This is a genomic window from Vogesella urethralis (assembly GCF_007644045.2).
GTDB classification, from domain to species: Bacteria; Pseudomonadota; Gammaproteobacteria; order Burkholderiales; family Chromobacteriaceae; genus Vogesella; species Vogesella urethralis.
This window is the reverse complement of record NZ_VMDW02000076.1, coordinates 53033-77067: the sequence shown is the minus strand read 5'-3', so window position 1 is coordinate 77067 and position 24035 is coordinate 53033. Positions and strand designations below refer to the sequence as shown.

The following is a 24035-nucleotide window of genomic DNA, read 5'->3' as shown; positions in this document are numbered from 1 at the left end:
TTGCCGGTGTCCGGGCGCTGCTGGCCACCGTCACCGCGCTGTCACGCGCCTGTCGCATACTGGCGTGTGGCAAGCGCCGGGAGGGCAGACATGGCGGCAGGCAATACCCGTTTTGATAGCGAGCAGATCGGCCTGATCTGCGCTTACCGCTTTACCCCGTCGCAGCCCGGGCAGCCGCTGGCCGCCGACGCATTGCCGCCGCTGCTGGCCGCCGGCCTGCCCGACGACAGCTTTCTGTGGCTGCACCTCAACCTGTCGCACAGCGCCTGCCAGCGCTGGCTGCGCCACAGCCTGCCGCTGCCCGAAGTGTTCTTCGAGCAGCTGGGCAGCGTGGCTGGCTCCACCCGGCTGGAGCACGTGGACGAAGTACTGCTGGCGGTGGTGAACGACGTCACCTTCGAGTTTGACCACAGCGTGACCGACGTGGCCACGCTGTGGGCCTGCGCCACGCCGCAAGTGCTGGTGACGGCGCGGTTGAAGCCGTTGCGCGCGGTGGACCAACTACGCGCCAGCGTCAAGCGCGGCCAGGGGTTTGCCTCGCCGCCGGCCTTGCTGGTGCACCTGCTGCAGGACCAGGCCGACTTGCTGATCCGCATCGCCCGCGACAGCACCGCCAAGGTGGACGAGCTGGAAGACCGCCTGCTGGCGCAGCGGCTGGGCGACCGCCGTGCCGAGCTGGCCGCGCTGCGCCGCATGCTGGTCCGCCTGCAACGCCTATTGGCGCCGGAGCCGGGCTCGGTGTTCCGCCTGCTGAACAAGCCGCCGGCCTGGCTGGGCGAGCAGGAGCTGCAAGACCTGCGCGAGGCCACCGAGGGCTTTTCGCTGGTGCTGGGCGACCTGCAATCGCTGGTGGAGCGCATCAAGCTGCTGCAGGAAGAGCTGGCCGCGGTGCTGAACGAGCAGACCAACCGCACGCTGTTCACGCTGACGCTGGTCACCGTGCTGGCGCTGCCCATCAATATGGTGGCCGGCTTCTTCGGCATGAACGTGGGCGGCATTCCGTTTGCGGCCAACCCGCACGGCTTCTGGCTGCTGGTGGCGCTGGTGGCCGGCTTCACGCTGCTGGTGGGGCGCTGGGCATTCCGCTGGCGCGAGCGGTTCTGACATTCGCCTGACACAGCGCCGCCGCCGCTGCGCTGTAATGCCGCCATCTGACCTCACGGAGCAAACGATGGCCTTTTCCTTTCGCCTGTGCCTGGCCGGCGCGCTGCTGGCGGCCAACCTGGCCCACGGCGCCGACCTGATTACCTTCTGGGACGCGCGCCCGCGCCACGGCGTCAACATCATGAACCGGCAAGTGCCCGACGCCGCGCTGTACCGCACCGCCCGCGCCCAGGGCGTGGAATGGGTGCGGCTGGCGTACGACAAATGGCAGCCGGCGCAACGCGATTTCCTGATCGGCAACGCCGACCGCTACCAGGGCCTGGTGGCGGCCGACCTCGCCACGCTGCGCCGCACACTGGACGCCGCCCACGCTGCCGGCATCAAGGTGGTGATCGCTCCGCTCAGCCTGCCCGGCATGCGCTGGCGACAGAACAACGGCAACCGCTTTGATGGCCGTCTGTGGCAGGACAAACGCTACTGGCAGCAAAGCGCCGACTTCTGGCGCGATTTGGCGCAGCAGCTGAAAGACCACCCGGCGGTGGCCGCCTACAACCTGGTGAACGAGCCGGCGCCGGAAAAAGGCAGCGACGTGGCCGAGGACGCCAGCCTGCCGGCGCTGCAGGCCTGGTACCGCCGCGAGCAGGGCGGTACGCGCGACCTGCCGGCGTTCTACCGCCAGCTCACCGCCGCCATCCGCAGCGTGGACGCCAACACGCCGCTCATGCTTGACGGCAGCTGGTACGCCAGCGCCCGCGGCGGCCTGGCCTACTGGCCGCAGCCCAGCGCCGATAGCCGCACGCTGTACGCCTACCACATGTACGAGCCCTACGCCTGGAGCAACCCGAAGAACCACAAGCAGCCGCAGCCGTGGCGCTACCCCGGCGTGGTGGCCGGCCAGCGTTGGGATAAAGCTGCCGTTGCCGCCTGGCTGGCGCCGGCGCACGACTGGGCGCGGGCGCACGGCGTACCAGCCAGCCGCATGGTGGCCGCCGAGTTCGGCTGCCACCGTCGCAGCCCGGGTTGCGCGGCGTATCTGGAAGACGTGTTGCAGCTAGTGGAAGGGCAGGGGGCGCACTGGGCGGTGTACGCGTGGCGCGAAGACGCCTACGACGGTTACGACTACGAGCTGGGCGACAAAGCGCTGCCGTGGCAGTACTGGCAGGCGCAAGAACAGGGCAAGCCTTATGCGCTACCACGCGGCAACACGCCGCAGTGGCAGCCGATTGCGCGCCGGCTGGCGGCTAGCAACACGCCGTAAGAGGCATGGCAACAGCGCACCGGCCTGGTGTGTTTGCCAGGCCGGCGCCAGGATCGGGTAGTGCCGGGTTAGCGGGCTTGCTGGCGCTTGCGGCGCAGCAGTGCTGTACTCAGGCCCAGGCCCAGCATCAGCATGGCGTAGCTTTCCGGTTCCGGTACCGCGCTGGTAACCGAGATATTGTCCACATAGTTGTAGCCGTTAAAACTGAAACCCTGCACGGTCAGCTTGTCATTGCCGGTAGCCAGTGCCGAAAACGACAGCGTGCCGTGCGCAGCCGGGCTGTTGTCGATGCGGCCCAGCACGCTGCCATTCCACAGCACCTGCAGGGTTTGCATCGGCGAACTGTACTGGTTGCTGCCCGAGGTTTGCCACAGCAGCGATACGTTGTACCACTTGCCGTTCTGGGTAGGCAGTGCCTGTTCTACGCCGGCGACGCCATCCGTCGGATAGTTGCCCAAAGCCAGTGCTTTGGATGGCGTGAGAAAGTCGTATTGAGTCCATTTGCCGCTTTGGGTCCAGCTCGTCAAGCCGTTATCAAAGCTGCCATTGCTCACCAGGTTGTAACTTGCCAACGCCGGGGCGCTGAGGCTGCCGAGTGCCAGTGCCAGTAGCAGAGTGGGAGAAGACAAGCGCATCTGTGCGGTCTTTCTTTAGAAATTAGTTTATTGGATTGTATTGGCTTTTTTGAAATTGACAATTGAATATGCTTGTTAAGCGCATCGTTGTCGTGTGAATGGCACGAAAAGGGCTGGCGTGACGGGCGGCTTGCTCCCCACGTGGCTTAAGCCCGCCGGCCACGGAGGCCAATGCAAGGCGTGGAATTTGCGGCTGTGCAAGGTGCGGCCCGGTGTTGCCGGATCAGTGCAACCCTGTGGCGGCGAGCTCTGCTTGGCCGCGTCCATAAAAACACCCCCTGGCTGCGTGGCAGACAGGGGGGTGGTATGCAGCCAGGCTGCGCTTACAGCGCATTCGGTGCCTGGTGGGCAATGGCTGGCCAGGTTTCCAGCGCGCTGCGGATATGGCCGGGTACGTCTTCCAGCCACTTTTTCTGTACGTCCTTGTTCACGTTCAGGTACAGCTTGTTATCCACCACTTTCCACGCCAGCGGGTCGCCGTCCAGCTTTTTGCCCAGCGCCACGCCCATCGCGCAGAAGCCGCCAAACTGCGGCGCGTAGGCCGCCGGGTTGGCCTGGAACTGCTTCAGGTGGGCCTGGCTGGCAAAGCGGTAACGCACGCCGTCGTAGCTGGCCTGCCAGCGGGCGTCGCCCAGCGCCGGGGCCTGGTCGCTGAAGTAGGCCACCGGGTCGTAACCGTGCAAGCCCACGCCTTGGGCGTCCACATTGACGGCAGCGGTAGAGGTTTCGTCGTAAGCGCGGGCAGCCGGGGCGACGGCCAGCAGCAGGGCGGCGCCAAGCGTGGCGGCCAGCAGGGTGCGGGTAAGGCGCATGATGTTTCCTTTCGTCAGAGCGGGCTGGTCTGTGGCTTAGCCGTGCAGGGCCACACGCGGGAAGTCGATATCCAGTTGGCTGGCCTTGCCCAGGATGTTGGTCAGCAGGTTCAGCCCGACGTGGGTGATGATTTCCACGATCTCGGCGTCGCTGTAGCCGGCGGCGCGGGCCGCGTGCAGCTCGGCGCTGGTGATGTCGCCGGTGTGTTCCACCAGGCTGCGTGCCAGCTGCACGGCGACTGCGGCACGGGCGTCCTGGCTGCTACCGGCACGGTTGGCCGCCATTTCGTCGTTGTCCAGGCCGGCTTTGCGGCCGATGGCGGTGTGCGCCGACACGCAGTATTCGCAGCTGTTCTGTTGCGCCAGTGCCAGTGCAATGCGTTCGCGGGTGGCCGGGGCCAGCGCGCCGTTTTCTGCTACGCCATACAGGCCGAGGAAGGCTTGCAGTGCGGCGGGCGAGTGGGCAAACACCCGCAGGAAGTTGGGGACGGTGCCCAGCTTGGCCTGGATGGCGTCAAACAGGGCGTGTTGTTCGGCGTTGGCCTGGGCGTTGCTGACGATGCTGATGCGGCTCATGGTGTGTGTCCTTTTGCGAGGGGCCGGCGGCGAAGTGCAGTCGGTAAGTGCAGTGTGATTGCTATTGGTCAAAAGAAGAATTACCGTGTTTGGTAATTGATTATTTCGACTGGTGATGCAAATGGACCGCTTTCAGCAGATGCAGGTATTTCAGGCGGTGGCCGACGCGCAAGGCTTTGCCGGTGGCGCCCGCCGCCTGGGGCTGTCGGCGCCGGTGGTAACGCGGGCGGTGGCGGCGCTGGAGGAGGCGCTGGGGGTGCGGCTGTTTTACCGCACCACGCGCCACGTGCGGCTGACCGACGCCGGCCAGCGTTATCTGGACGACGTGCGGCGCATCTTGCTGGCGGTGCAGGAGGCCGACGACGCGGCGGCGGGCATTAACGCCGAGCCGCGCGGCCAACTGGTGCTGACCGCGCCGGTGCTGTTCGGCAAGCTGTACGTGATGCCGCAGGTGACGGCATTCATGCAGCAGTACCCGGCGGTGGCGATGAGCTGCCTGTTTCTGGACCGGGTGGTGAACATGCTGGAAGAGGGGGTGGACGTGGGCATCCGCATTGGCGAGCTGCCGGATTCCAGCCTGCGGGCGGTGCGGGTGGGGCAGGTACGGCGGGTGCTGGTGGCGGCGCCTGCTTATCTGGCGCAGCACGGTATGCCGCAAGATATCGACGATCTGGCGCGGCACCAGATTGTGGCCGCCAGCGCCATCAGCCCGACGCAGGAATGGCACTTCGCCACCGCCGACGGCAACCGTGCGGTACGGCTGCAGCCGCGGCTGACCGTTACCAGCAACGACAGCGCCATTGCCGCCGCCTGTGCCGGCATGGGCATTACCCGCGTACTGTCCTACCAGGTGACGGCACAGTTGGCCGCCGGCGAGTTGCAGCGCGTGCTACCCGGCAACGAGCCGCCGGCCTTGCCCATTCATGTGCTGCACCGCGAGGAACGCGGCGGCGCGGCCAAGGTGCGGGCGTTTGTCGATTTCATCAGCGCGGCGCTGCGGCAGGACGCCACGCTGGCCTGAGTGGGTGGGCGAACGGCCATGGCTGCCGCCCGTCATGCCCGTGGGTCAGTCGGCCAGCGCTGCCGGGTCGGTCATACCCGGCATCGCGCAGTAGCCGGGTAGCGCCGCCATGCGCGCCAGCCAGCGCCGGGTAGCCGGCCAGGCCGCCAGTGCTACCCGCCCTTCGCCGGCCAGCGCCAGGTAGGGCTGCACCGCCACGTCGGCAATGGTTGGCCGCGTGTCTGCCAGCCAGTCATGCTCACCCAGCCGGGCTTCCAGCAGCGTCAGTACCTGCTGCGTGGCAGCCTCGGCGTCGGTGGTATCGATGGCGCGGCCCCATTTGTAATGCAGGCGCAGCGCGGCCGGCCCGCGGCTGACTTCGCCTGCTGCCAGCGACAACCAGCCCACGATGCGGGCCTGAACCAGTGCGTCCTGCGGCAGCCATAGCCCGCTGGCGTCGTAGCGGCGCGCCAGGTAACACAGGATGGCCTGGCTGTCGCGCAGACAGTGTTCGCCATCGCACAGCACCGGTACCTGCCCCAGCGGGTTCATCGCCAGAAACCCGGCCGCTTTGTGCTGCCGGGCCGCCGCGTCTACCGGCTGCGATTGATAGCGTACGCCCAGCAGCGATAGCAGCAGGCGCACCTTGTGGCAGTTACCCGAGAGTGCGAATTCGTACAGTGTCAGCATGGTGGTCTCCGTTTACAGGTCGAGGGTGAGGGTGCCGTGCTGCGCGCGGGATACGCAGGTGCACATCCGGGTTTGCTGCTGCTGCGGGCCAAGCACGCTGTCGCGGTGGTCTACTTCACCGGCCAGCACCGTGGCCACGCAGGTGCCGCAGTGCCCGCTTTCGCAGCTGCGCGGCAGATGCACGCCGTGCGCGTCCAGCGCCGCCAGCACGCTTTGACCGGCGGCTACGGCGATGCTGCGCTGGCTGCGTGCCAGCTGCAGCGTGAACGGCGCCGCTGGCCGGTTGGCGTCGGCCTCGAAGCGCTCGCTGTGCAGCCGGCCCGGTGCCCAGCCCAGCTGCTGCGTGGCGGCGTGCAGCGCGTCCAGCATGCCGGCCGGGCCGCAGGCGTACACCTCGGTATCGTCGCTTTGCGCGGCCAGCAGCGCGGCCAGGTCCAGCCGCTGGCCGTGGCGGCTGTCGTGGCAGTGCAGCCGCTCGCCCAGCAAGGCCGTCAGTTCATCGATAAAGGCCAGCGTGTCGCTGCCGCGGCCGCTGTAATAAAGCTGCGGCGGCTGGCCGGCCGCGCATAGCTGGCGCGCCATCGCCATGAGCGGCGTAATGCCGATGCCGCCGGCAATCAGCAGCACAGGTTTGGCCGCTTCCGCTGGCAGCCGGAAGTGGCCGGCCGGTGGCGCGCAGTGCAGCAGCAGGCCCGGCGCGTAATGCTGGTGGATGTAGCGCGAGCCGCCACGGCCGTCTTCGGCCAGTTGGATGGCCAACTGGTAGCGCTGTGGCTGGATGCGGGTCAGCGAGTACGGTCGCCAGCCGCTACGGCCGTCCGGCAGCAGCACCGGCAGCGACAGGTGGCTGCCGGCGGCGGCAACAGGCAGCGCGGCGCCATCGGCGTGTTCCAGCGTCAGCCCCAGCACGCGTGGCGCCAGCCGGGTGACGCTGCGCACCCGCAACGGCAGCGGACCGTCGCCCAGCGTGGTGGGGCGCTGCTGCTGGCTGGCCAGCTGCTGGCGTAAGCGGGCCAGTTCGGTCTGTAGCGGCGCCAGCTCGGCGTGGTGCTCGGCTGCGCTGAAGCGTGGCGTGATGTGCTGCGGGCAGTTCCAGTCGAAAGCGTTGACCTGCAGTACGATGGCGCGCTCGATGCGGGCGCGGTAGGCGGGGTTTTCCAGTTGCGCCATCAGCGCCGGGTCGTCGGCGGCGTCCACCACGCGGGCTTCGCACCACAGCTTCAGCCGGCGGCGGTTGGGGTAGTCCATCAGGATCAGCGCCATGCGCGGGTTGCCACCGAGGTTACCCACCGACAGGTACTGGCGATTGCCGCGAAAGTCGGCGTAGGCCAGCGTGTGCGCGTCCAGTACCTGCAGAAAGCCGACCGGGCCGCCGCGGTGCTGCACGTAGGGCCAGCCGTTACTGCCGCTGGTGGCCTGGTAACAGCTGTCGCGGGCGGCGATGAACTCTGCCTCGGCCGGGCCCAGCGTAGCGCCGCTGTCCGGCCCCAGCTCGAAACCGTGGTTGGCGTCGCGGCTGTGGTAGCGGGTTTGCGCCGCTTTCACGTGCGGCGTAAAGGTGAGGGTGGCGAAGGCGCGTGGCATGGTGGTCTCCCGAAACGGTGTACCTGCCAGTGTGTGCCACGCCGGGCGGCAGCAGAATCGTCGTGCCGGGCAAGGGACTATTGCTGTCTGCGCAATGATCGGCGCCGGGGAACGCGCTTGCTCGGGCAGTACCCGCCCGCCGCCCACCGGGTGGCGCCACGCCAGGGCAAGGTTGTGAGGACGTGCAGATCGTCAACGGCAGCACCCTGTTGCCAACGGCGGCGGGTAGCGGTTTGCGGTGCCGAGGGGCGCCGGGCCAAGGCATGCGGCCAACCTTGCTGCATGGTTGGCCGCAGGGTCATTGGTCGCCCGCTTTACACGTGCAGCAGCAAAAAGCGCCGCTCCCACGGGCTGATCACGTTGAAGTACTCACCGTACTCGGCTTCCTTGATGGCGCTGTAGGCCTGGATGAAATGCTCGCCGAACAGCTCGGCTAGCGGCTGGCAGTTCATCAGCAGGTCGATGGCGTCGTCGAGGTGACGCGGCAGCTGGTGCGGCTGGTCGTAGGCGCTGCCGGCCAGCGGTGCGTCCGGCTGCAGGCCCTGCGTCATGCCCAGGTAGCCGCAGGCCAGGCTGGCGGCCAGTGCCAGATAGGGGTTGACGTCCACGCCGGCCAGGCGGTTTTCCACGCGCCGTGCTTCCGGGCCGCTGTGCGGCACGCGCAGGCTGCAGGTGCGGTTGTCGTAACCCCAGCTCAGGTTGATCGGCGCCGAGGTAAAGCGCGACAGCCGGCGGTAGCTGTTGACGTAGGGGGCGAAGAACGGCATGGCCGCCGGCAGATAGGTTTGCAGCCCGCCGATGAAGTGGAAAAACGCCGGCGACGGGTTGCCGTCGGGCTGGCTGAAAATATTGTGGCCGCCGTCCAGCGCCACCACGCTCTGGTGAATGTGCATGGCGCTGCCGGGCTGGCCCTGCATCGGCTTGGCCATGAAGGTGGCGTACATATTGTTGCGGATGGCTACCTCGCGTACGGTGCGCTTGAACAGGAACACCTGGTCGGCCAGCGCCAGCGGGTCGCCGTGGTCCAGGTTGATCTCCATCTGCGCGGTGCCCATCTCGTGGATCAGCGTGTCCAGCGCCAGCCCCTGCGCCTGGCACCAGTCGTACATCACGTCGAAGATGTCGTCGTATTCGTTCACCGCATCGATGCTGAAGCTTTGCATGCCGGCCTCGGTGCGGCGCGTGCGGCCCACCGGCGGCTTGAGCGGCATGTCTTCGTCCGGCTCCAGCTGCACCAGGTAAAACTCCATTTCCGGCGCCACAATCGGCTTCCAGCCTTGTTGTTCGTACAGCTTGAGGATGCGTTTGAGCACATTGCGCGGCGACAGCGCTGCCGGCGTGCCGTCGAAATTGACGCAGTCGTGGATGATCTGGGCGGTGGGTTCCTTGGCCCACGGCACCGGGCGCAGCGTGCCGGCGTCGGGGATCAGCCGCATGTCGGGGTCGGCGGGGGCGGTAAAGTCCTGCTCCGGGTAGTCGCCGGTGACCGTCATCATCAGTACCGCCTCCGGCAGGCGCAGGCCTTCGGCGGCGTTGTACTTGTGGCGTGGCACGATCTTGCCGCGCGCCAGGCCGGTCATGTCCGGTATCAGGCATTCCACTTCGGTGATGTGGTGTTCGTCCAGCCAGCGCTGGATGGTTTGGGCATCATTCATGGGCGGGCTCCTGCAAGGGGACGGACCGCGTCGAGGCAAGCCTTTATGGTTTGGGCTTACGCTTCCGACACAATTCCAGCCGGGAAAAGTTATAGAATGAGGCAAACGCTTGTACGCATTGCCCTTTCAGCAAGATCGGGGCCATGTCTTGTGACGCCCCATCCGCTTTTTCTGCCTGCTACCCGATGACCGAAACCACGCCGCCCACCTCTGCCCCTTCCTCGCCCTGGCCGCGCCGCCTGCTGTGGAGCACCGCCAGCGTCGCCGTGCTGGCTGCGGCCAGCTGGGCCGCCGTCCCCAAACTGGTGCAGCACTACGCTGCCCAGTGGGCGCAGGGTATCGGCCGCCAGCTTACGCTGGGCGAGGTGCGCTTCGAGCCGTGGGCGCTGCGGCTGACGCTGGGCGATATCCGCCTGACCGACCGCGACGGCAGCGTCTTGCTGGCCGCCAAGCGGCTGGTGGTAGACGCCGACGCGCTGCCGCTGTTGTTGGGGCGGGTATCGCTGGCCGAACTGACGCTGGAGGCGCCGCAGCTGCTGGCCCGTCGCGACGCAGCCGGGCAGTGGAACTGGGCGCGCTTTGCCGCCGACGCTGCCGGCCCGGCCAAGGCCGAGCCCAAAGACAGCGAGCCGGTGAAGCTGCTGATCGCCCGCCTGGCCATCCACCGTGGCGAGGTCCAGTTGAAGGACGCGCTGGCCGGCGGCCTGCACCGCCAGGTATTGCCGCTGGACCTGCAGCTGAAAGACCTGTCCACCTTGCCCGGCAGCGACGGCCGTTACCGGCTGGCGGCCGCGCTGGACGACGGCACGCAGCTGGACTGGCAGGGCAGCCTGCAACTGCAACCGTTGCAGTCCGACGGTGTGCTGACCGTGCGCGACCTGACGCTGGCCGGCCTGTGGCCGTATGTGCAGCCGTACCTGAAGTTGGCCGCGCCGGCCGGCAAGCTGGGCCTGCGCGTGCCGTACCGCTTTGACCTCAAGGGCAAGACGCTGCAACTGGCCAGCCACGGTTTTGCTGCCAAGCTACAAGGGCTGGCGCTACAGGCGCCGGGTAGCGGCAGCCCGCTGAAACTGGCCAGCCTGACGCTGGACGGCGGCCAGTTCGACCTGGCCTCGCGCCGGCTGGCCCTTCGCCAGCTGACGCTCAGCGGAGCCGAGCTGGCCACGGTGCTGGACCGCCACGGCCGCGCCGACTGGCTGGCCGCCTTGCCGCCCGCCGCACCGGCCAGCGCTGCTGCCAAGCCGGCCGTCAAGCCTGCCGCCGGCCCCGGCTGGCAGCTGCAGCTGCCGGCCATCACCCTGCAGAACTGGCAATTGAAAGCTACCGACCAGCGCTTTGTCAGCCCGCTTAGCGCCAGCCTGACACTGCAACGCTTGCAGGCATCGCTGGCTATCGACGCCGCTGGCGGCGTCAAACTGGATAAAGCCACGCTGGCGCTGCGCGATCTGGCGCTGGCTAGCGGCCGCCAACCGGCCCAGGCCCGCCTGGCAGCGCTGGACGTGGCCGCCAGCAGTGCCGATGTGGCCCGGCGCCAGCTGGTCGTCGGCGACATCCAGCTGCGCGGCTTGCAGCTGGCCGCCGCGCGTAACAAGCAGGGCGAGCTGGATTGGCAACGCCTGCTGCGTCGCCACCCGCAGCCGGCAGCCGTGGCCGTAACCGGCAGCGCGGATAGTGCGCCGGCACCGGCCTGGCAACTGCAGTACCCGCAACTGACGCTGAGTGACAGCCAGCTGCGCTGGCGCGACGCCACCACCGCGCAGCCGGTGGCGCTGCAACTGGCAATCGACCAGGCCACGCTGCAAGGCAACCCGCAGCAGGGTTTTGCGCTGGACTGGCAGTCGCGGCTGGGCCGCGGCCAACTGGCGCTGCAGGCGCGGCTGGCGGCCAACCTGCAAGACGTTACCGCCACGCTGGACGCCCGCAACCTGCCGCTACAAGGCGTGGCGCCGTACGCGCTGGACGCCACCACGCTGCGCTTTGGCGGCGGCGAGCTGTCGGCAAAAGTAAAAGGCAGCTGGCGAGCGCAGCGCTGGCAGGCTGACGGCCAGCTGGCGCTGGCCCGCTTGGCCTTGTACGAACCCGGCCAGCGCGAGCCGCTGCTGGGCTGGCAGCGCCTGCAGCTGGACGGCATCCGCGCGCGGCCGCAGCGCATCAGCGTGGGCGACGTGCGGCTGGTGGCACCGCAGCTGCGCTTTATCCTGGACGAACAGCGGGTACCCAACTTTGCCCACGTACTGAAACCGAAGCCTGCCACCGCCACCGCACCAGTTGCGGCCAACCCCGCCGCCAAACCGGCAGCGGTACCTGTGGTGGACGTGCGGGCGGTGCGGGTGCGTGACGCGCGGCTGGATTTTGCCGATCGCGGCCTGAACCCGGCGTTCGGTACCCGTATCCATAGCCTGTCCGGCACGGTGCTGGGCTTGTCCAGCCAGCCGGGCCGTCGTGGCACGGTAGCGCTGGATGGCCGCGTCGACCAATACGGCGACGTGCGCATCCGCGGCAGCCTGTCGCCGCTGGACGTCACCCGCGATCTGGACATGGCGCTGAATTTCCGCAACATCCCGCTGGGCAGCCTCAACCCGTACGCGATGACCTTTGCCGGCTGGAAGATTACCGACGGCCGTCTGGGCACCGAGCTGCGCTACCTGCTGCAAGACCGCCAGTTGAAGGGCGACAACCGCATGGTGGTGGACAACATCCAGCTGGGCGAGGAAGTGGCCGACTACCAAGGCACGCGTCTGCCATTGCGGCTGGCCGTGGCCATTCTGGAAGACAGCGACGGGCGCATCGACCTGTCGCTGCCGGTGGCCGGCAGCCTGGACGCGCCGGACTTCAGCTACGGCCACCTGGTGTGGCAGGCGCTGCGCAATGTGCTGGTGAAGGTGGCCACTGCGCCGTTCCGGGCGCTGTTTGGCGGCGAAGGCTTTGACGAGATCTATGCCGACGCTGGCGACGACCGCATCCCGCCGCCAGAGCGCGAAAAACTGCACAAGCTGGCCGAGGTACTGGCCAAGCGGCCCAAGCTGAGCCTGGCGCTGGGCGGCGGCTACGATGCCGACGCCGACGTGGCTGCGCTGGTACGGCAGCAGGTGGACCGCGACATCCTGCAGCGTGCCGCGTACAAGCTGCACGCCGACGAGCCGCTACCGGTGCCCGACCTGGGTGACCCGGCGGTGCGCAGTGCGGTCGGCGACGCCTACAGTGTGCAGTTCGGTCGTATAGCCTGGCTCAAGCGTGTGGCCACCACCGCCGACACCCCGGCGCGGGCGCAGGCCATGCGCACAGAACTGCTGGCCGCCCGCAAGGTAGACGACAAGGCGCTGCAAGCGCTGGCCGACGCCCGCGCCCGCGCCGCCCGTCAGCTCTTGTTGGCCGCACAGCCGGCGCTGGCCGAGCGCATCACGCTCTTGCCGCCGCAGGCGGGCCGCGCCAGCGCCGACGGCGTGCCGCTGCTGCTGAAATTGCAATAAAACCACGTCACACTGCGGCACAGACAACGCGGGCAGCTGCACTTTCGGTCAGCTGCCCGCGTTGTCTATTGAAAGCTTGCTGACAGCTACAGTGCTCATCATGGTGCCCCCTGGCTTGCCTAATGCACCGCGCTGGTTCATACCACAGCAATGGCAATAAAAATGTGACTGCCGACATCCCCAATTGAGTGCCGGTACGTCCTCTGCTTACATCCCCCTGACCAGTGACCAACATAACGATAATCACGGAGTACACCATGAAGCTATCCACCCGCCTTGCCATCCTCACCGCCGTCAGCCTGTTCGGTTTGCTGCTGCTGGGTGGCATGTCGCTGTATTTCAAGAAACAGGACCTGCTGCACGAGAAAGAACTGCAGATTACGCAGCTGCTGCAGATTGCTGAAAACATTGTGGCGCGCAATGCGCAACTGGTGCAGGAAGGCAAACTGTCCGAAGCGGAGGCCAAAAAGCAGGCGCTGACGGCGCTGGGCCATGTGGCCACCAAGGAGATGTACTACTTCGTCCGTGATAGCGGCAACGTGATGCTGTACCACCCCAAAACCTCGCGTATCGGCAAGTATGACGACGGTGGCAAGGGCCCGGACGGCCGCACCTCGGTGGAGGTGTACGCCGAGGCGCTGAGCAAGGCGCAGTATGGCCTGGTGTACGTGGTGGCGGCGCGGCCCGGCAGCGATGTCGATATCCCCAAACTGAACGGTGTGGTGCGTGCCCAGCCCTGGGGCTGGGTGATCGGTACCGGCTTTTTTGTTGACGATATCGACGAGGCGTTCTGGCACGCCGCGCGCCTGATGCTGGCTTTCGTCATCATCGGCGTCGCCGCAGTCGCCGTACTGGCCTGGCTGCTGTCGCGCAGCATCCTGCGTTCGTTGGGCGGCGACCCGGCCTACGCTGCCGGGGTGGTGCGCCGCATCGCCGATGGCGATCTGACCGAGCAGATTGACGTCAATGGCCCCGAGCACAGCCTGCTGGGCAGCATGCGTACCATGCAGCACAAGCTGGTGCAGATCATCGGCGAGATCCGTCAGGGCAGCCACGACATTGCCGACGCCGGCAACCAGCTCAAGCAGCACATGGGCCACCTGCAAAGCGTGTCGCACAATGCCAGCGAGTCCACCTCGTCGGCAGCGGCGGCCATCGAGCAGCTGTCGGTCAGTATCGACCACGTGACCGCCAGCGCCCGCGACAACGAAAACGACGCCGTACACACGGTGGAAGAAGCGGCCAGCGGCAGCACGCTGACCGCCGAAGCCAGCCGCCATATCGAACTGATCGCCAGCCAGGTAGGCGAAGTGAATACCCAGGTACAGTCGCTGTCGGAGCGTACTCGCAACATCAGCGGCATTGCCGAAACCATCCGCGAGATTGCCAACCAGACCAACCTGCTGGCACTGAACGCCGCCATCGAAGCCGCCCGTGCCGGCGAAACCGGCCGCGGTTTTGCCGTAGTGGCCGACGAAGTGCGCAAGCTGGCCGAGCGTACCGCGCTGGCTACCGACGAGATCGGCACCATTGTGCAGGCGGTGGTGGCCGATACCGGCACCGTGTCTGGCCAGGTGCAGAGCATTGCCCCGGTGGTAGAGCAGGGCGTGGCACGGGTGCAGGAAGCGTCGTCGGCGCTGCAGACCATCAACCATCGTGCCCAGGATTCGCTGTCGCGCATCCGCTCGGTAGCGCAGGCCATGGCCGAGCAAAGCAAGGCCGGCACCAGCATCGCCGGCAGTGTGGAGCAAGTGGCCGGCGTGGTGGAAGACGCGCTGTCGTCGGCACGTCATGCCGTCCATGAAGTGGACGCCATTCACCAGCAGGCGGAAGCGCTGCGTGCGGCGGTGAACCGCTTCCGTACATGATCGCAAGATTGCTGGCCGGCCTGCTATACGTTCTGGCAGGCCTGGCCCAGGCAGGCGAACCGCTGGAAGTGTTTGCCCATAGCCTGGATGGTGCTGCCGAGCTGCACGACGGCCAGCTCAAACCGCTGCCCGGCGGCGGCATGCGCGCGTTCAGCCTGGCGCTGACCCTGCGCCTGCTGGCCGGCCAGCCGCGCCCCTACACCGTACGTGAAGTGCCGATGACACGCGGCATCCAGCTACTGGGGCTGCCGCAGCCGGTGCTGCTGATCGGCCAGTTCCGCACGCCGGAGCGCGAACCCTTGTACCGCTGGATCGGCCCGCTGTTCACCGATCAAACCCTGCTGTACCGCGCCGCCAGCCGGCCGTTGGCGGTGCGCTCGCTGGCAGAAGCCAGCGGCCTGCCGGTGTGCGCCGTGCGCGGCGGCACCCACGCGCTGCGGCTGCGTGCGCTGGGCTTTACCGACATCGAGCTGGCGCCGTCTTACGCCACCTGCTTGCGCATGCTGGCTGCTGGGCGCGTAAGGTTGGCCGCCGTCGTGCGCGGCGACTTCCCTGGCCGTTTGCGTGAGGCCGGCTTGCGGACGGGCAGCATCGAACCCAGCGGGCTGGTGTTGCTGTCCGCCGATAATTACATCGTGGCGTCGCTGTCCTTGCCTGCGCTTGAGGCAGAGGCACTGAACCGCAGCCTGGCCGCCCTGCGTGCTTCTCCGGAGTACGAACAGCTGCGACAGCTGTACTGGCCATAGCGTGGTAACCGATGCGCTAAAGGATGAGCGATCATCATGACGAGGTGGGGCTGGCTTGGTGTGCTCTGCGGTTTGGCTGCCGCCGTATCGGCAGCGGCTGCCCCCGCCGCATTGCCGCTGTACGCGCATAGCCTGGAGGGGGCGGTTTATCCCGATGGTCCGTCACCGCGGCCGCGTCCCGGTGGCGGGCCGCGTGCTTTTTCGCTGGCGCTGGCCATGTCTTTGCAGGCCCGTTTGGGGCAGCTACAGCCGATTAGCGTGGTGCCGCTGGCAAGGGCGCTGATGGTGCTGGACAGGCGGCAGCCGGCCATGCTGGTCGGCCTGTTTCGCACCCCCGAGCGAGAGGCGCGTTACCAGTGGCTGGTGCCCTTGTATCGCGACAAACTGGTGTTTTACGAAGCCAGACAGCGGCCGGTGGCCGCCAGTAGCTGGCAACAAGTGCGTGACGTACCGGTGTGCGTGGTGCAGGGGAGCGCCCCCGAGGAGTATGCGCGCCGCTTCGGTTTCACGCAGCTGGAGCGCACCAATGGTTATGCCTTGTGTCTGCGCATGCTGCTGGCAGGCCGGGTAAAACTGGCCGCGCTGGTCAGCGGTGATCTGCCGGCCAAGCTGAAGGAGGCCGGTTTATCGGCCGAGGCTTTGCAAGCCAGCCAGCTGCCAGCGGTACCGCTGGAAAGTTTTCTGGTGGCGTCGCTGGCGACGCCGGCGGCCGATGTGGCCGCCTGGCGCCAGGCGTGGCAGCAATTGCAGGCCGATGCCGAATACCAGCGTCTGCGTCAGCGCTACTGGCCGTAAGCCGGTAAGCGCTTGACCCCGGACAATCACGCAAAACACAAAAAAATGTGTAATCGCCACTTTCGGGTGCTACATATGGTGTTGAGGCGATGAGCGGAGAGCAGGCAATGGCATGGGTGGAACAAGACATTTCGCGCGAAGTGCTGCTGGAAAAATACGCCAAGGGCGGCGAGCAGAGCGTCAGCGAGGTACGCTGGCGCGTGGCACGGGCGCTGGCCGCGCAAGAGGCGGTGCCGGCGCAGTTCGAACAGGCTTTTTTTGACGCGCTGGACCAGGGCTTCATCCCCGGTGGGCGCATCAACTCGGCGGCGGGCACCGACCTGAAAGCCACGCTGATCAACTGCTTCGTGCAGCCGGTAGGCGACGCGGTATCGCAGCGCGACAACGGCAAGGTGGGCATTTACGAGGCGCTGCTGCAGTCGGCCGAAACCATGCGCCGTGGCGGCGGCGTCGGCTACAACTTCAGCCGCATCCGCCCGCGCGGGGCGCGGGTGAAAGGCACCAACAGCCGTGCCTCCGGCCCGGTATCGTATATGCGGGTGTTCGACCGCAGCTGCGAAACGGTGGAGTCAGCCGGCGCCCGCCGTGGCGCGCAAATGGGGGTGCTGGACATCAGCCACCCCGACATCGAAGACTTCATCCACGCCAAGGACCAAGGCGACCTGCGCAATTTCAACATGTCGGTGGGCGTGTCCGATGCCTTCATGCAGGCGGTGGAAGCCGACGCCGACTGGCCGCTTACCCACGCGGTGGCGCCCGACAGCAGCGCCTTCCCCGACAGCTATCAGCGCGACGACGGCCTGTGGGTGTACCGCACCGTGCGCGCACGCGCGCTGTGGCAGCAGATCATGCACAGCACCTACGACCACGCCGAGCCCGGCGTGCTGTTCATGAGCAAGATCAACGCCGACAACAACCTGTCGTACTGCGAGGTGATCGAGTCCACCAACCCGTGCGGCGAGCAGCCGCTGCCCGATTACGGCTGCTGCGACCTGGGCTCGATCAACCTGTGCCGCTTCGTACGCCAGCCGTTCAGCGCGCACGCCAGCTTTGACGACGCCGCCTTCCGCCAGGTGGTGCGCACCGCCATCCGCATGCTGGACAACGTGCTGGACCTCACCGTATGGCCGCTGTCGGAGCAGGCGCAGGAAGCGCACAACAAGCGCCGTGTCGGGCTGGGCTTTACCGGTCTGGGCGACGCGCTGATCATGCTGCGCGTGCGCTACGACAGTGAGGAAGGCAGAAGGTTGGCCGCCAGCATTGCCGAAAGCCTGCGCGATGCGGCCTACGACGCGTCGGTGGACCTGGCCATCGAAAAAGGGCCGTTCCCGCTGTTTGACGCCGAGCGCTACCTGGCGGCACCGCACTGCGCCAGCCGGCTGCCGGCGGCGTTGCAGGCGCGCATCCGCCAGCACGGCATCCGCAACTCGCACCTGCTGTCGATTGCCCCTACCGGCACCATCTCGCTGGCTTTTGCCGATAACGCGTCCAACGGCATCGAGCCGCCGTTCAGCTGGTTCTACACCCGCAAAAAGCGCATGGCCGACGGCAGCCAGCAGGAATACCTGGTAGAAGACCACGCCTACCGCGTGTACCGCATGCAGGGCGGCGATACCGACGCGCTGCCCGATTACTTCGTCAGCGCCCTGCAGATGAGCGCGCTGGACCACATGCGCATGGTGGCGGCGGTGGCGCCGTTCATCGATACCGCCATCTCCAAGACGGTGAACGTGCCGGCCGACTACCCGTTTGACGATTTTGAAAGCCTGTACCTGGAAGCCTGGCGCGCCGGTCTGAAGGGCATTACCACCTACCGCCCCAACAGCGTGCTGGGCTCGGTACTGTCGCTGGAGCCGTCTGCGGCCAACCCCGGCAGCCAGACGCTGCCGCAAGACCTGAATCAGAGCGACCCCGACCGCCGCATCACGCTGAACAGCGCCCCCAGCCCGGCGCTGGCCAGCCTGAAGTGGCCGCACCGGCCCAAGCTGAAGCACGGCAACCCGTCGTGGACCTATATGGTAGAAGGCGCTGAGGGCGATTTTGCGGTGATGGTGGGCCACCTCGATGGCAGCCAGCCTGGCGAGGCGGCGCTGCCGTTTGAATGCTGGGTCAACGGCGACGTGCCGCGTGGCCTGGGCGCCATCGCCAAGACGCTGTCGATGGACATGCGTTGCCGCGACCGCGCCTGGCTGGCGGCCAAGCTGGACGCGTTGGCCGCGACCCGCGGCGACCGCCATTACCGGCTGGAACTGGCCGATGGAGCCTTGCAAAGCAGCGCCGCTGCCGCCGCGCTGGCGCGGGTGGTGAAGTACCGCGTGGCGCAGCTGGGCGCGCTGGCGCAAGCGGCCGGCGAGGCCAGCCCGGTGATGGACGCGCTGTTTGCGCGCAAGGAGCCGAAATCCGGCACCGACGGTACCATCAGCTGGTCGGTGGACGTGGTGAACCCGCAAACCGGCGACGACTTCGTGCTGTTCGTCAAAGAGCTGGTATTGCCCAACGGCCAGCGCCGGCCGTACTCGATGTGGCTGGCCGGCCACTACCCGCGCGAGCTGGACGGCCTGTGCAAGATGCTGAGCCTGGACATGCGCGTGATCGACCCGGCGTGGATAGGCATGAAGTTGCGCAAGCTCTTGAGCTACGCCGAGCCGCAAGCCGACTTTTTTGCCCGCGTGCCCGGCAGCGACAAGTCGCAAAGCTGGCCGTCTACCGAGGCTTACCTGGCGCGGCTGCTGATCCACCGTTACGCGATGCTGGGCATTCTCAGCGAGGACGGTGTGCCGGTGGAGGAGATGGGGGTGATGGTGCCGGAGCAGGGCGAGCTGTTCGGCAGCAGCGTGGTAACGCCGGCCCCCGCCACCATGGCCGGCAAAGCCTGCCCGGAGTGCGGCAACCGCGCCTTGATCAAGAAAGATGGCTGCGAGTTCTGCACCGCCTGCGGCCACGTGGGGGCGTGCGGTTAGCGGCGTGGGGCGGGAGGGAGAATGCCGCCTGCGGGCGGCTTTTCCATGCCTGCCTTAATGTTGGTATCGATGCCAGTATTTTGTTGCAATGCGGTAATAGCATGCACGCTGTGGGCAACAGTACGGTTCGACTGCAGGGGTGTTTCGCAGCGTGACAGATCAAACTTCGCCAAGTTCATTGCCGATGACAATAAATTATTGCGTGCACGGCAGTTGATTTGGCGCAAAAAACGCTTGGCCAGACAGCGTAGCCTGAAGGCATGAAATCGTTTTCATGAAAGGGCAAGAAAATGGCTGTTAGCGAATTCCACATCCCCGCACTCAACCTGATGGGCGCCGGTAGCGTACAGAAGGCGGTCGACGCCATGCAATCCCGCGGCCTGCGCCGCACCCTGATCGTGACCGACGGCGGCCTGGTGAAAGCCGGCCTGGTGGCCCAGCTGCAACAGCAGTTGGCCGCTGCCGACATTCAGTCTTTCGTGTTCGACGGCGTACAACCGAACCCCACCACCGCCAACGTGGGCGCCGGTTTGGCCTTGTTGCAAGAAAAAGCCTGTGACAGCGTGATCTCGCTGGGCGGCGGCTCGCCGCATGACTGCGCCAAAGCCATCGCGCTGGTGGCGGTGAACGGTGGCAAGATCCAGGATTACGAAGGCGTGGACAAATCGGCCAAGCCGCAGCTGCCGCTGGTGGCGATCAACACCACCGCCGGCACCGCCAGTGAAATGACCCGCTTCTGCATCATTACCGACGAGTCGCGCCACATCAAAATGGCCATCGTCGACAAGCACACTACGCCCATCCTGTCGGTAAACGACCCGGAAACCATGGTCGGCATGCCGGCCAGCCTGACCGCCGCCACCGGCATGGACGCGCTGACGCACGCGGTGGAAGCCTATGTCTCGACTGCGGCCAACCCGATTACCGACGCCTGCGCGCTGAAAGCGGTCAGCCTGATTGCGGCCAACCTGCGTGCCGCTGTCAGCAACGGTAAGGACATGGCTGCGCGCGAGCAGATGGCCTACGCCCAGTTCCTGGCCGGCATGGCGTTCAATAATGCGTCGCTAGGCTATGTGCACGCGATGGCGCACCAGCTGGGCGGCTTCTACGACCTGCCGCACGGCGTGTGCAACGCGGTACTGCTGCCGCACGTGCAGGCGTTCAATGCCCGCGTGGCGTCGGCTCGCCTGGCCGACGTGGCGGTGGCGCTGGGCGCCGAGCCGACGGCTGACGCGGCACTGGCGGCTATTCGTCAACTGGCGGCCGATGTCGGCATTCCGGCTGGCCTGACCCAGCTGGGGGTGAAAGACGAAGACATCGCTACGCTGGCGGCCAACGCGCTGAAAGACGCCTGCGGCCTGACCAACCCGATCCAGCCGACGCAGGCCGAAGTAGAAGCGATTTATCGCGCTGCCTTGTAAGCGGGTAGCCTTATCGGGTAGTGCCAAAGCCGGTGCCTGTGCACCGGCTTTTTTGCGTGCCGGCCAAGGCTAGGGCGCGGCCGCACCGGCGGCCAGCATGGCGTCCACAAAAGCGGCAACCAGCGGCGAGGTGTCGCGTTCGCGCCAGGCCACGGTCAGCGTCATGTAGGCGTGGCTATCCAGCAGCGGCACATAGCAGATGCCGGGCAGCTGCACGCACTGCAGCGGTGCCGGTAGTACCGCTACGCCCAGCCCGGCGTCCACCAGGCCGATCTGGGTGGTGGCTTCACCGGCCAGCTGGTGGACGCGCCACTCGAAACCTGCCTCGCGTGCCAGTTTTTCCAGGCGGCGGGTGAGCCAGTTGCCACTGCTGGACGGGTAGCCGATGATGCGTTCGCCTGCCAGCTGTGTCAGGGCAATGCCGCTGCTGGCCGCCAGGGGGTGGTTGCGCGGCAGCACCGCGCACAGACGGTCGCGCCGCACTTCGCGCAGCGCAATTCCCGGCGTGTCCTCTTCGCCATTGAAGCGCACTACGCCTACGTCCAGCTTGTTGCTGCCCAGCAGCTGGAACTGCTCGCGGGTGAATTCTTCGTGAAAGTGCAGGGTGACGTTGCCGTGTTGCTGGCGAAAGCGCTGCAGTGCGGCCGGCAGCAGCGACATCAGCGGCAGCGACGAGGTGAAGCCTATGTTCAGCTCGCCAATTTCGCCACGGGCGGCACGGCGTGCTTCGTCGGCAGCCTGGCTGGCGCCTTCCAGCAAGGCACGCGCGCGCAGCAGAAAGCGCTCGCCGGCCGGCGTCAGCCGTACGGCACGTTGGTGGCGCTGGAACAGGCTGACGCCCAGCTCGTCTTCCAGCGCGCGAATCTGCTGGCTAAGCGGCGGTTGCGCCATGTGCAGGCGCTCGGCGGCGCGGGTGAAGTGCAGCTCCTCGGCCACCGCCACGAAATAGCGCAGGTGTCGTAGCTCCATTTGATACTTTCAGAGTATTAAAACCTGTCCAAATATATATTGGACGTTGCCATTGGCCAAGCCTACGCTGTCACCATTGCCTGAAACGGGTGCCGTCTTATGTCTTGTGCCTCTGCTACGCTGGCCGCGCCAGCCAAATCTCCAACCGCTACTGCCCCGCTGCACGCTGGCTCCAAGGCCTGGTGGCGGGCGACCTGGGCGGCTGCCATCGGCGGCTTTGCCACCTTTGCCTTGCTGTACGGCGTACAGCCTTTAATGCCGTTGTTTGCCGCCCAATACGGTTTGTCGCCAGCCGGTGCCAGTGCCGTGCTGTCGTTTGCAACGCTGCCGATGGCGCTGTTGCTGATTCCGGCCAGCCTGCTGGCCGACAAGGTTGGCCGCACGCCGCTGATGGTGGCGTCGCTGGCGGGTGGCGTATTGCTGTCGTGGCTGGCGGCGTGGAGCAGCAGCTTTGGCTGGCTGCTGCTGTGGCGGGCGTTGTTTGGCGTGCTGATGGCCGGGCTGCCGGCGCTGGCGCTGTCTTACCTGTCGGAAGAGCTGGCGCCGGAGTCGCTGGGCCGCGCCGTGGGCTTGTACATTGCGGCCAACGCGCTGGGCGGCATGAGCGGACGTTACCTGGGCGCGGTGGTGGCCGACGCCTGGGGGCTGCAAAGCGGCTTGCTGGCGCTGGCGGCGCTGGGCACGGTGGCGGCGTTGTTGTTCTGGAAGTTACTGCCGCCGTCGCGCCGCTTTACGCCACGGCCGGTGTCGCTGGCCAGCGTGCTGGCCGATAGCTGCAGCCACTGGCGCGACCCCGGCCTGTCCCGCTTGTTTGTTCTGGGTTTCATGCTGATGGGCGGCTTTGTCAGCCTGTACAACTACCTGGGCTTTCGCTTGCAGGCCGCGCCGTTCGGGCTGTCGCAAAGTGCCATCGGCCTGATCTTTTTGCTGTACGTGGTGGGCATGGTGTCGTCCAACCTGGGCGGGCGCTGGGCCGACCGCTACAGCCGCCGCGTGGTGTTGTGGAAAATGGTAGCGCTGATGCTGCCGGCGCTGCTGCTGACGCTGAGCCAGAGCTTGTGGCTGGTAGTGGCGGGCGTGGCCCTGTTTACCTTTGGCTTCTTTGCCGCGCATTCGGTGGCGGCCAGCTGGGTTGGCCGCCGCGTGCAGCACGCCCGCGCGCTGGCCTCGGCTTTTTACCTGACGTCGTATTATCTGGGTTCGGCCTTCATCGGTAGCGGTTCCGGGCTGATGTGGCGGCTGGACGGCTGGCTGGGCGTGGCCGGGCTGATCGGTGCCTTGCTGTGCCTGTGCCTGTGGCTGACTTGGCAGCTGCGTGCGGTCGAGCCGCTGCCGGTATCCCAATGAGAAAGGACACGCGATGACACGCGATCAACAGCTGGCGGCGGCCTGCGCCGCCGAAGGGCTGGACCCGAACGAGGCGCTGCAGATTGGTGGCCAGTACGTGCCGCTGCTGCAGCACGGGCAGGAGCTGCACATCAGCGGCCAGATTCCGCGTGTGGGCAGCGAGGTGGTGGTGTGTGGGCGCGTTGGCGAAGCTTGCAGCGAGGCTGCTGCCCAGCGCGCCGCCCGTATTGCCTGCCTGCGGGCGTTGGTGCTGCTGTACCAGCATCTGGGCTCGCTTGACCGGGTGGCGCGCATTCTGCGCCTGAACGTGTATGTGCAGAGTGCGGCCGACTTCACCCGCCAGAGCGAGGTGGCCAATGGCGCGTCCGCGCTGCTGTATCAGCTGCTGGGCGAGGCTGGTGTGCACGTTCGCACCTCGGTAGGCGTGTACCAGTTGCCGAAGAACGCGGCGGTAGAGCTGGACATGGTGGCGATTGCCGTCTGAAAGCGGGTGGCGCGCCGGCAGCCAATGGCATATACCGGAAGCTGTCTACCCGCCGGGAGTAAACCATGAGCCTGAATGTTGTTGCCATCTGTGGCAGCCTGCGCCGTCAATCCGCCAATATGGGCATGCTGCGCTACGTCGCGGCCAACCTGCCGGAAGGCATGCAGCTGACCATTGCCGACTTGTCCGACATGCCGTTTTACAACGCCGACATCACCGAAAAGCCGGCCGCGGTACAGCGCTTGCTGGGCCAGCTGGCCAGTGCCGACGCACTGCTGTTTGCCTGCCCGGAATACAACTACTCGATCGCCCCGGCGTTGAAGAATGCACTGGACTGGGCCTCGCGCGAACCGGGCAATGTGCTGCTGGCCGGCAAGCCGGCGGCCATCATGGGTGCCGGTGGCGGCATGGGCACTTCGCGCGCGCAGTACCACCTGCGCCAGGTGTGCGTGTACCTGAACCTGCACGTGCTGAACCAGCCGGAGGTGTTTGCCAATGCCTTTGCCGGTGGCTTCGACGCCAACGGCAACCTGACTGATGGCACGATCCAGGACAACATCCGTAAACAGTTGGCCGCACTGCAGGCTTGGCATGCCCGCTTGCAAGCTTAGCCTCGGTTTGATCGCCTAAGGCCAAAGCAGCAAGGCCGCGCCCCTGGGCG

General features: G+C 66.7%; 19 protein-coding genes. 12 read left to right on the top strand and 7 right to left on the bottom strand.

Features of this window, described 5'->3' with window-relative positions:
* Nucleotides 1–90 precede the first annotated feature (90 nt).
* A complete protein-coding gene (locus FLQ03_RS08370) occupies nucleotides 91–1104 on the top strand; it encodes a transporter (protein WP_144372427.1) in 1014 nt (337 codons plus the stop codon).
* Between the two features lie 67 nt (nucleotides 1105–1171).
* Entirely contained in the window at nucleotides 1172–2362 is a 1191-nt protein-coding gene (locus FLQ03_RS08365) for a glycoside hydrolase family 5 protein (protein WP_144372426.1), read from the top strand.
* Nucleotides 2363–2430: 68 nt separating this feature from the next.
* Here the strand turns inward: FLQ03_RS08365 and FLQ03_RS08360 are convergent, their stop codons facing one another.
* The 3 genes from FLQ03_RS08360 to FLQ03_RS08350 form a co-directional block, all read right to left on the bottom strand.
* Nucleotides 2431–2991, bottom strand: a complete 561-nt coding sequence (locus FLQ03_RS08360; RefSeq protein WP_170252352.1) for a PEP-CTERM sorting domain-containing protein — start codon at nucleotides 2989–2991, stop codon at nucleotides 2431–2433.
* A gap of 329 nt (nucleotides 2992–3320) precedes the next feature.
* Entirely contained in the window at nucleotides 3321–3809 is a 489-nt protein-coding gene (locus FLQ03_RS08355; RefSeq protein ID WP_144372424.1) for a YHS domain-containing (seleno)protein, read from the bottom strand.
* Between the two features lie 36 nt (nucleotides 3810–3845).
* On the bottom strand, nucleotides 3846–4385 hold the full coding sequence (locus FLQ03_RS08350; protein ID WP_144372423.1) for a carboxymuconolactone decarboxylase family protein: 540 nt from the start codon (nucleotides 4383–4385) through the stop codon (nucleotides 3846–3848).
* Nucleotides 4386–4506: 121 nt separating this feature from the next.
* Here FLQ03_RS08350 and FLQ03_RS08345 point away from each other — a divergent pair, with 121 nt between their 5' ends.
* Complete coding sequence (locus tag FLQ03_RS08345) at nucleotides 4507–5406, top strand: LysR family transcriptional regulator (RefSeq protein WP_144372422.1); 900 nt, start codon at nucleotides 4507–4509, stop codon at nucleotides 5404–5406.
* Between the two features lie 45 nt (nucleotides 5407–5451).
* Here FLQ03_RS08345 and FLQ03_RS08340 read toward each other — a convergent pair whose 3' ends face one another.
* The 3 genes from FLQ03_RS08340 to FLQ03_RS08330 form a co-directional block, all read right to left on the bottom strand.
* Complete coding sequence (locus tag FLQ03_RS08340; RefSeq protein ID WP_206210898.1) at nucleotides 5452–6075, bottom strand: glutathione S-transferase family protein; 624 nt, start codon at nucleotides 6073–6075, stop codon at nucleotides 5452–5454.
* Nucleotides 6076–6087: 12 nt separating this feature from the next.
* Complete coding sequence (locus tag FLQ03_RS08335) at nucleotides 6088–7659, bottom strand: 2Fe-2S iron-sulfur cluster-binding protein (RefSeq protein ID WP_144372421.1); 1572 nt, start codon at nucleotides 7657–7659, stop codon at nucleotides 6088–6090.
* Between the two features lie 314 nt (nucleotides 7660–7973).
* A complete protein-coding gene (locus FLQ03_RS08330; RefSeq protein ID WP_144372420.1) occupies nucleotides 7974–9314 on the bottom strand; it encodes a glutamine synthetase family protein in 1341 nt (446 codons plus the stop codon).
* Nucleotides 9315–9457: 143 nt separating this feature from the next.
* Between FLQ03_RS08330 and FLQ03_RS08325 the strand changes: the two genes are divergently transcribed.
* The 6 genes from FLQ03_RS08325 (at nucleotide 9458) to yiaY (ending at nucleotide 20574) form a co-directional block, all read left to right on the top strand.
* Nucleotides 9458–12784, top strand: a complete 3327-nt coding sequence (locus FLQ03_RS08325) for a DUF748 domain-containing protein (protein ID WP_144372419.1) — start codon at nucleotides 9458–9460, stop codon at nucleotides 12782–12784.
* Between the two features lie 257 nt (nucleotides 12785–13041).
* Nucleotides 13042–14652 carry a methyl-accepting chemotaxis protein gene (locus FLQ03_RS08320; protein ID WP_144372418.1) on the top strand — a complete coding sequence of 537 codons (1611 nt, stop codon included), beginning with the start codon at nucleotides 13042–13044 and terminating at the stop codon, nucleotides 14650–14652.
* Entirely contained in the window at nucleotides 14649–15398 is a 750-nt protein-coding gene (locus tag FLQ03_RS08315) for a substrate-binding periplasmic protein (protein WP_144372417.1), read from the top strand. Before FLQ03_RS08320 ends, FLQ03_RS08315 begins: the two co-directional genes overlap by 4 nt.
* A gap of 216 nt (nucleotides 15399–15614) precedes the next feature.
* Nucleotides 15615–16193, top strand: a complete 579-nt coding sequence (locus FLQ03_RS08310) for a substrate-binding periplasmic protein (protein WP_170252351.1) — start codon at nucleotides 15615–15617, stop codon at nucleotides 16191–16193.
* Between the two features lie 107 nt (nucleotides 16194–16300).
* Nucleotides 16301–19153, top strand: a complete 2853-nt coding sequence (locus FLQ03_RS08305) for an adenosylcobalamin-dependent ribonucleoside-diphosphate reductase (protein ID WP_240802229.1) — start codon at nucleotides 16301–16303, stop codon at nucleotides 19151–19153.
* Nucleotides 19154–19443: 290 nt separating this feature from the next.
* Complete coding sequence (gene yiaY, locus FLQ03_RS08300) at nucleotides 19444–20574, top strand: L-threonine dehydrogenase (protein WP_144372414.1); 1131 nt, start codon at nucleotides 19444–19446, stop codon at nucleotides 20572–20574.
* Nucleotides 20575–20643: 69 nt separating this feature from the next.
* Here the strand turns inward: yiaY and FLQ03_RS08295 are convergent, their stop codons facing one another.
* Entirely contained in the window at nucleotides 20644–21543 is a 900-nt protein-coding gene (locus FLQ03_RS08295; protein WP_144372413.1) for a LysR substrate-binding domain-containing protein, read from the bottom strand.
* A gap of 99 nt (nucleotides 21544–21642) precedes the next feature.
* Here FLQ03_RS08295 and FLQ03_RS08290 point away from each other — a divergent pair, with 99 nt between their 5' ends.
* The 3 genes from FLQ03_RS08290 to FLQ03_RS08280 all read left to right on the top strand — a co-directional run bounded on the left by FLQ03_RS08290 (nucleotide 21643) and on the right by FLQ03_RS08280 (nucleotide 23985).
* Nucleotides 21643–22890: an MFS transporter gene (locus FLQ03_RS08290; RefSeq protein WP_206210897.1), complete on the top strand. Its 1248-nt coding sequence runs from the start codon at nucleotides 21643–21645 to the stop codon at nucleotides 22888–22890.
* Between the two features lie 13 nt (nucleotides 22891–22903).
* The gene (locus FLQ03_RS08285) at nucleotides 22904–23374 is read left to right on the top strand and encodes a RidA family protein (protein WP_144372412.1); all 471 of its coding nucleotides are present in this window, start codon (nucleotides 22904–22906) and stop codon (nucleotides 23372–23374) included.
* Nucleotides 23375–23439: 65 nt separating this feature from the next.
* On the top strand, nucleotides 23440–23985 hold the full coding sequence (locus tag FLQ03_RS08280) for an NADPH-dependent FMN reductase (RefSeq protein WP_144372411.1): 546 nt from the start codon (nucleotides 23440–23442) through the stop codon (nucleotides 23983–23985).
* The last annotated feature ends 50 nt before the right edge of the window (nucleotides 23986–24035 follow it).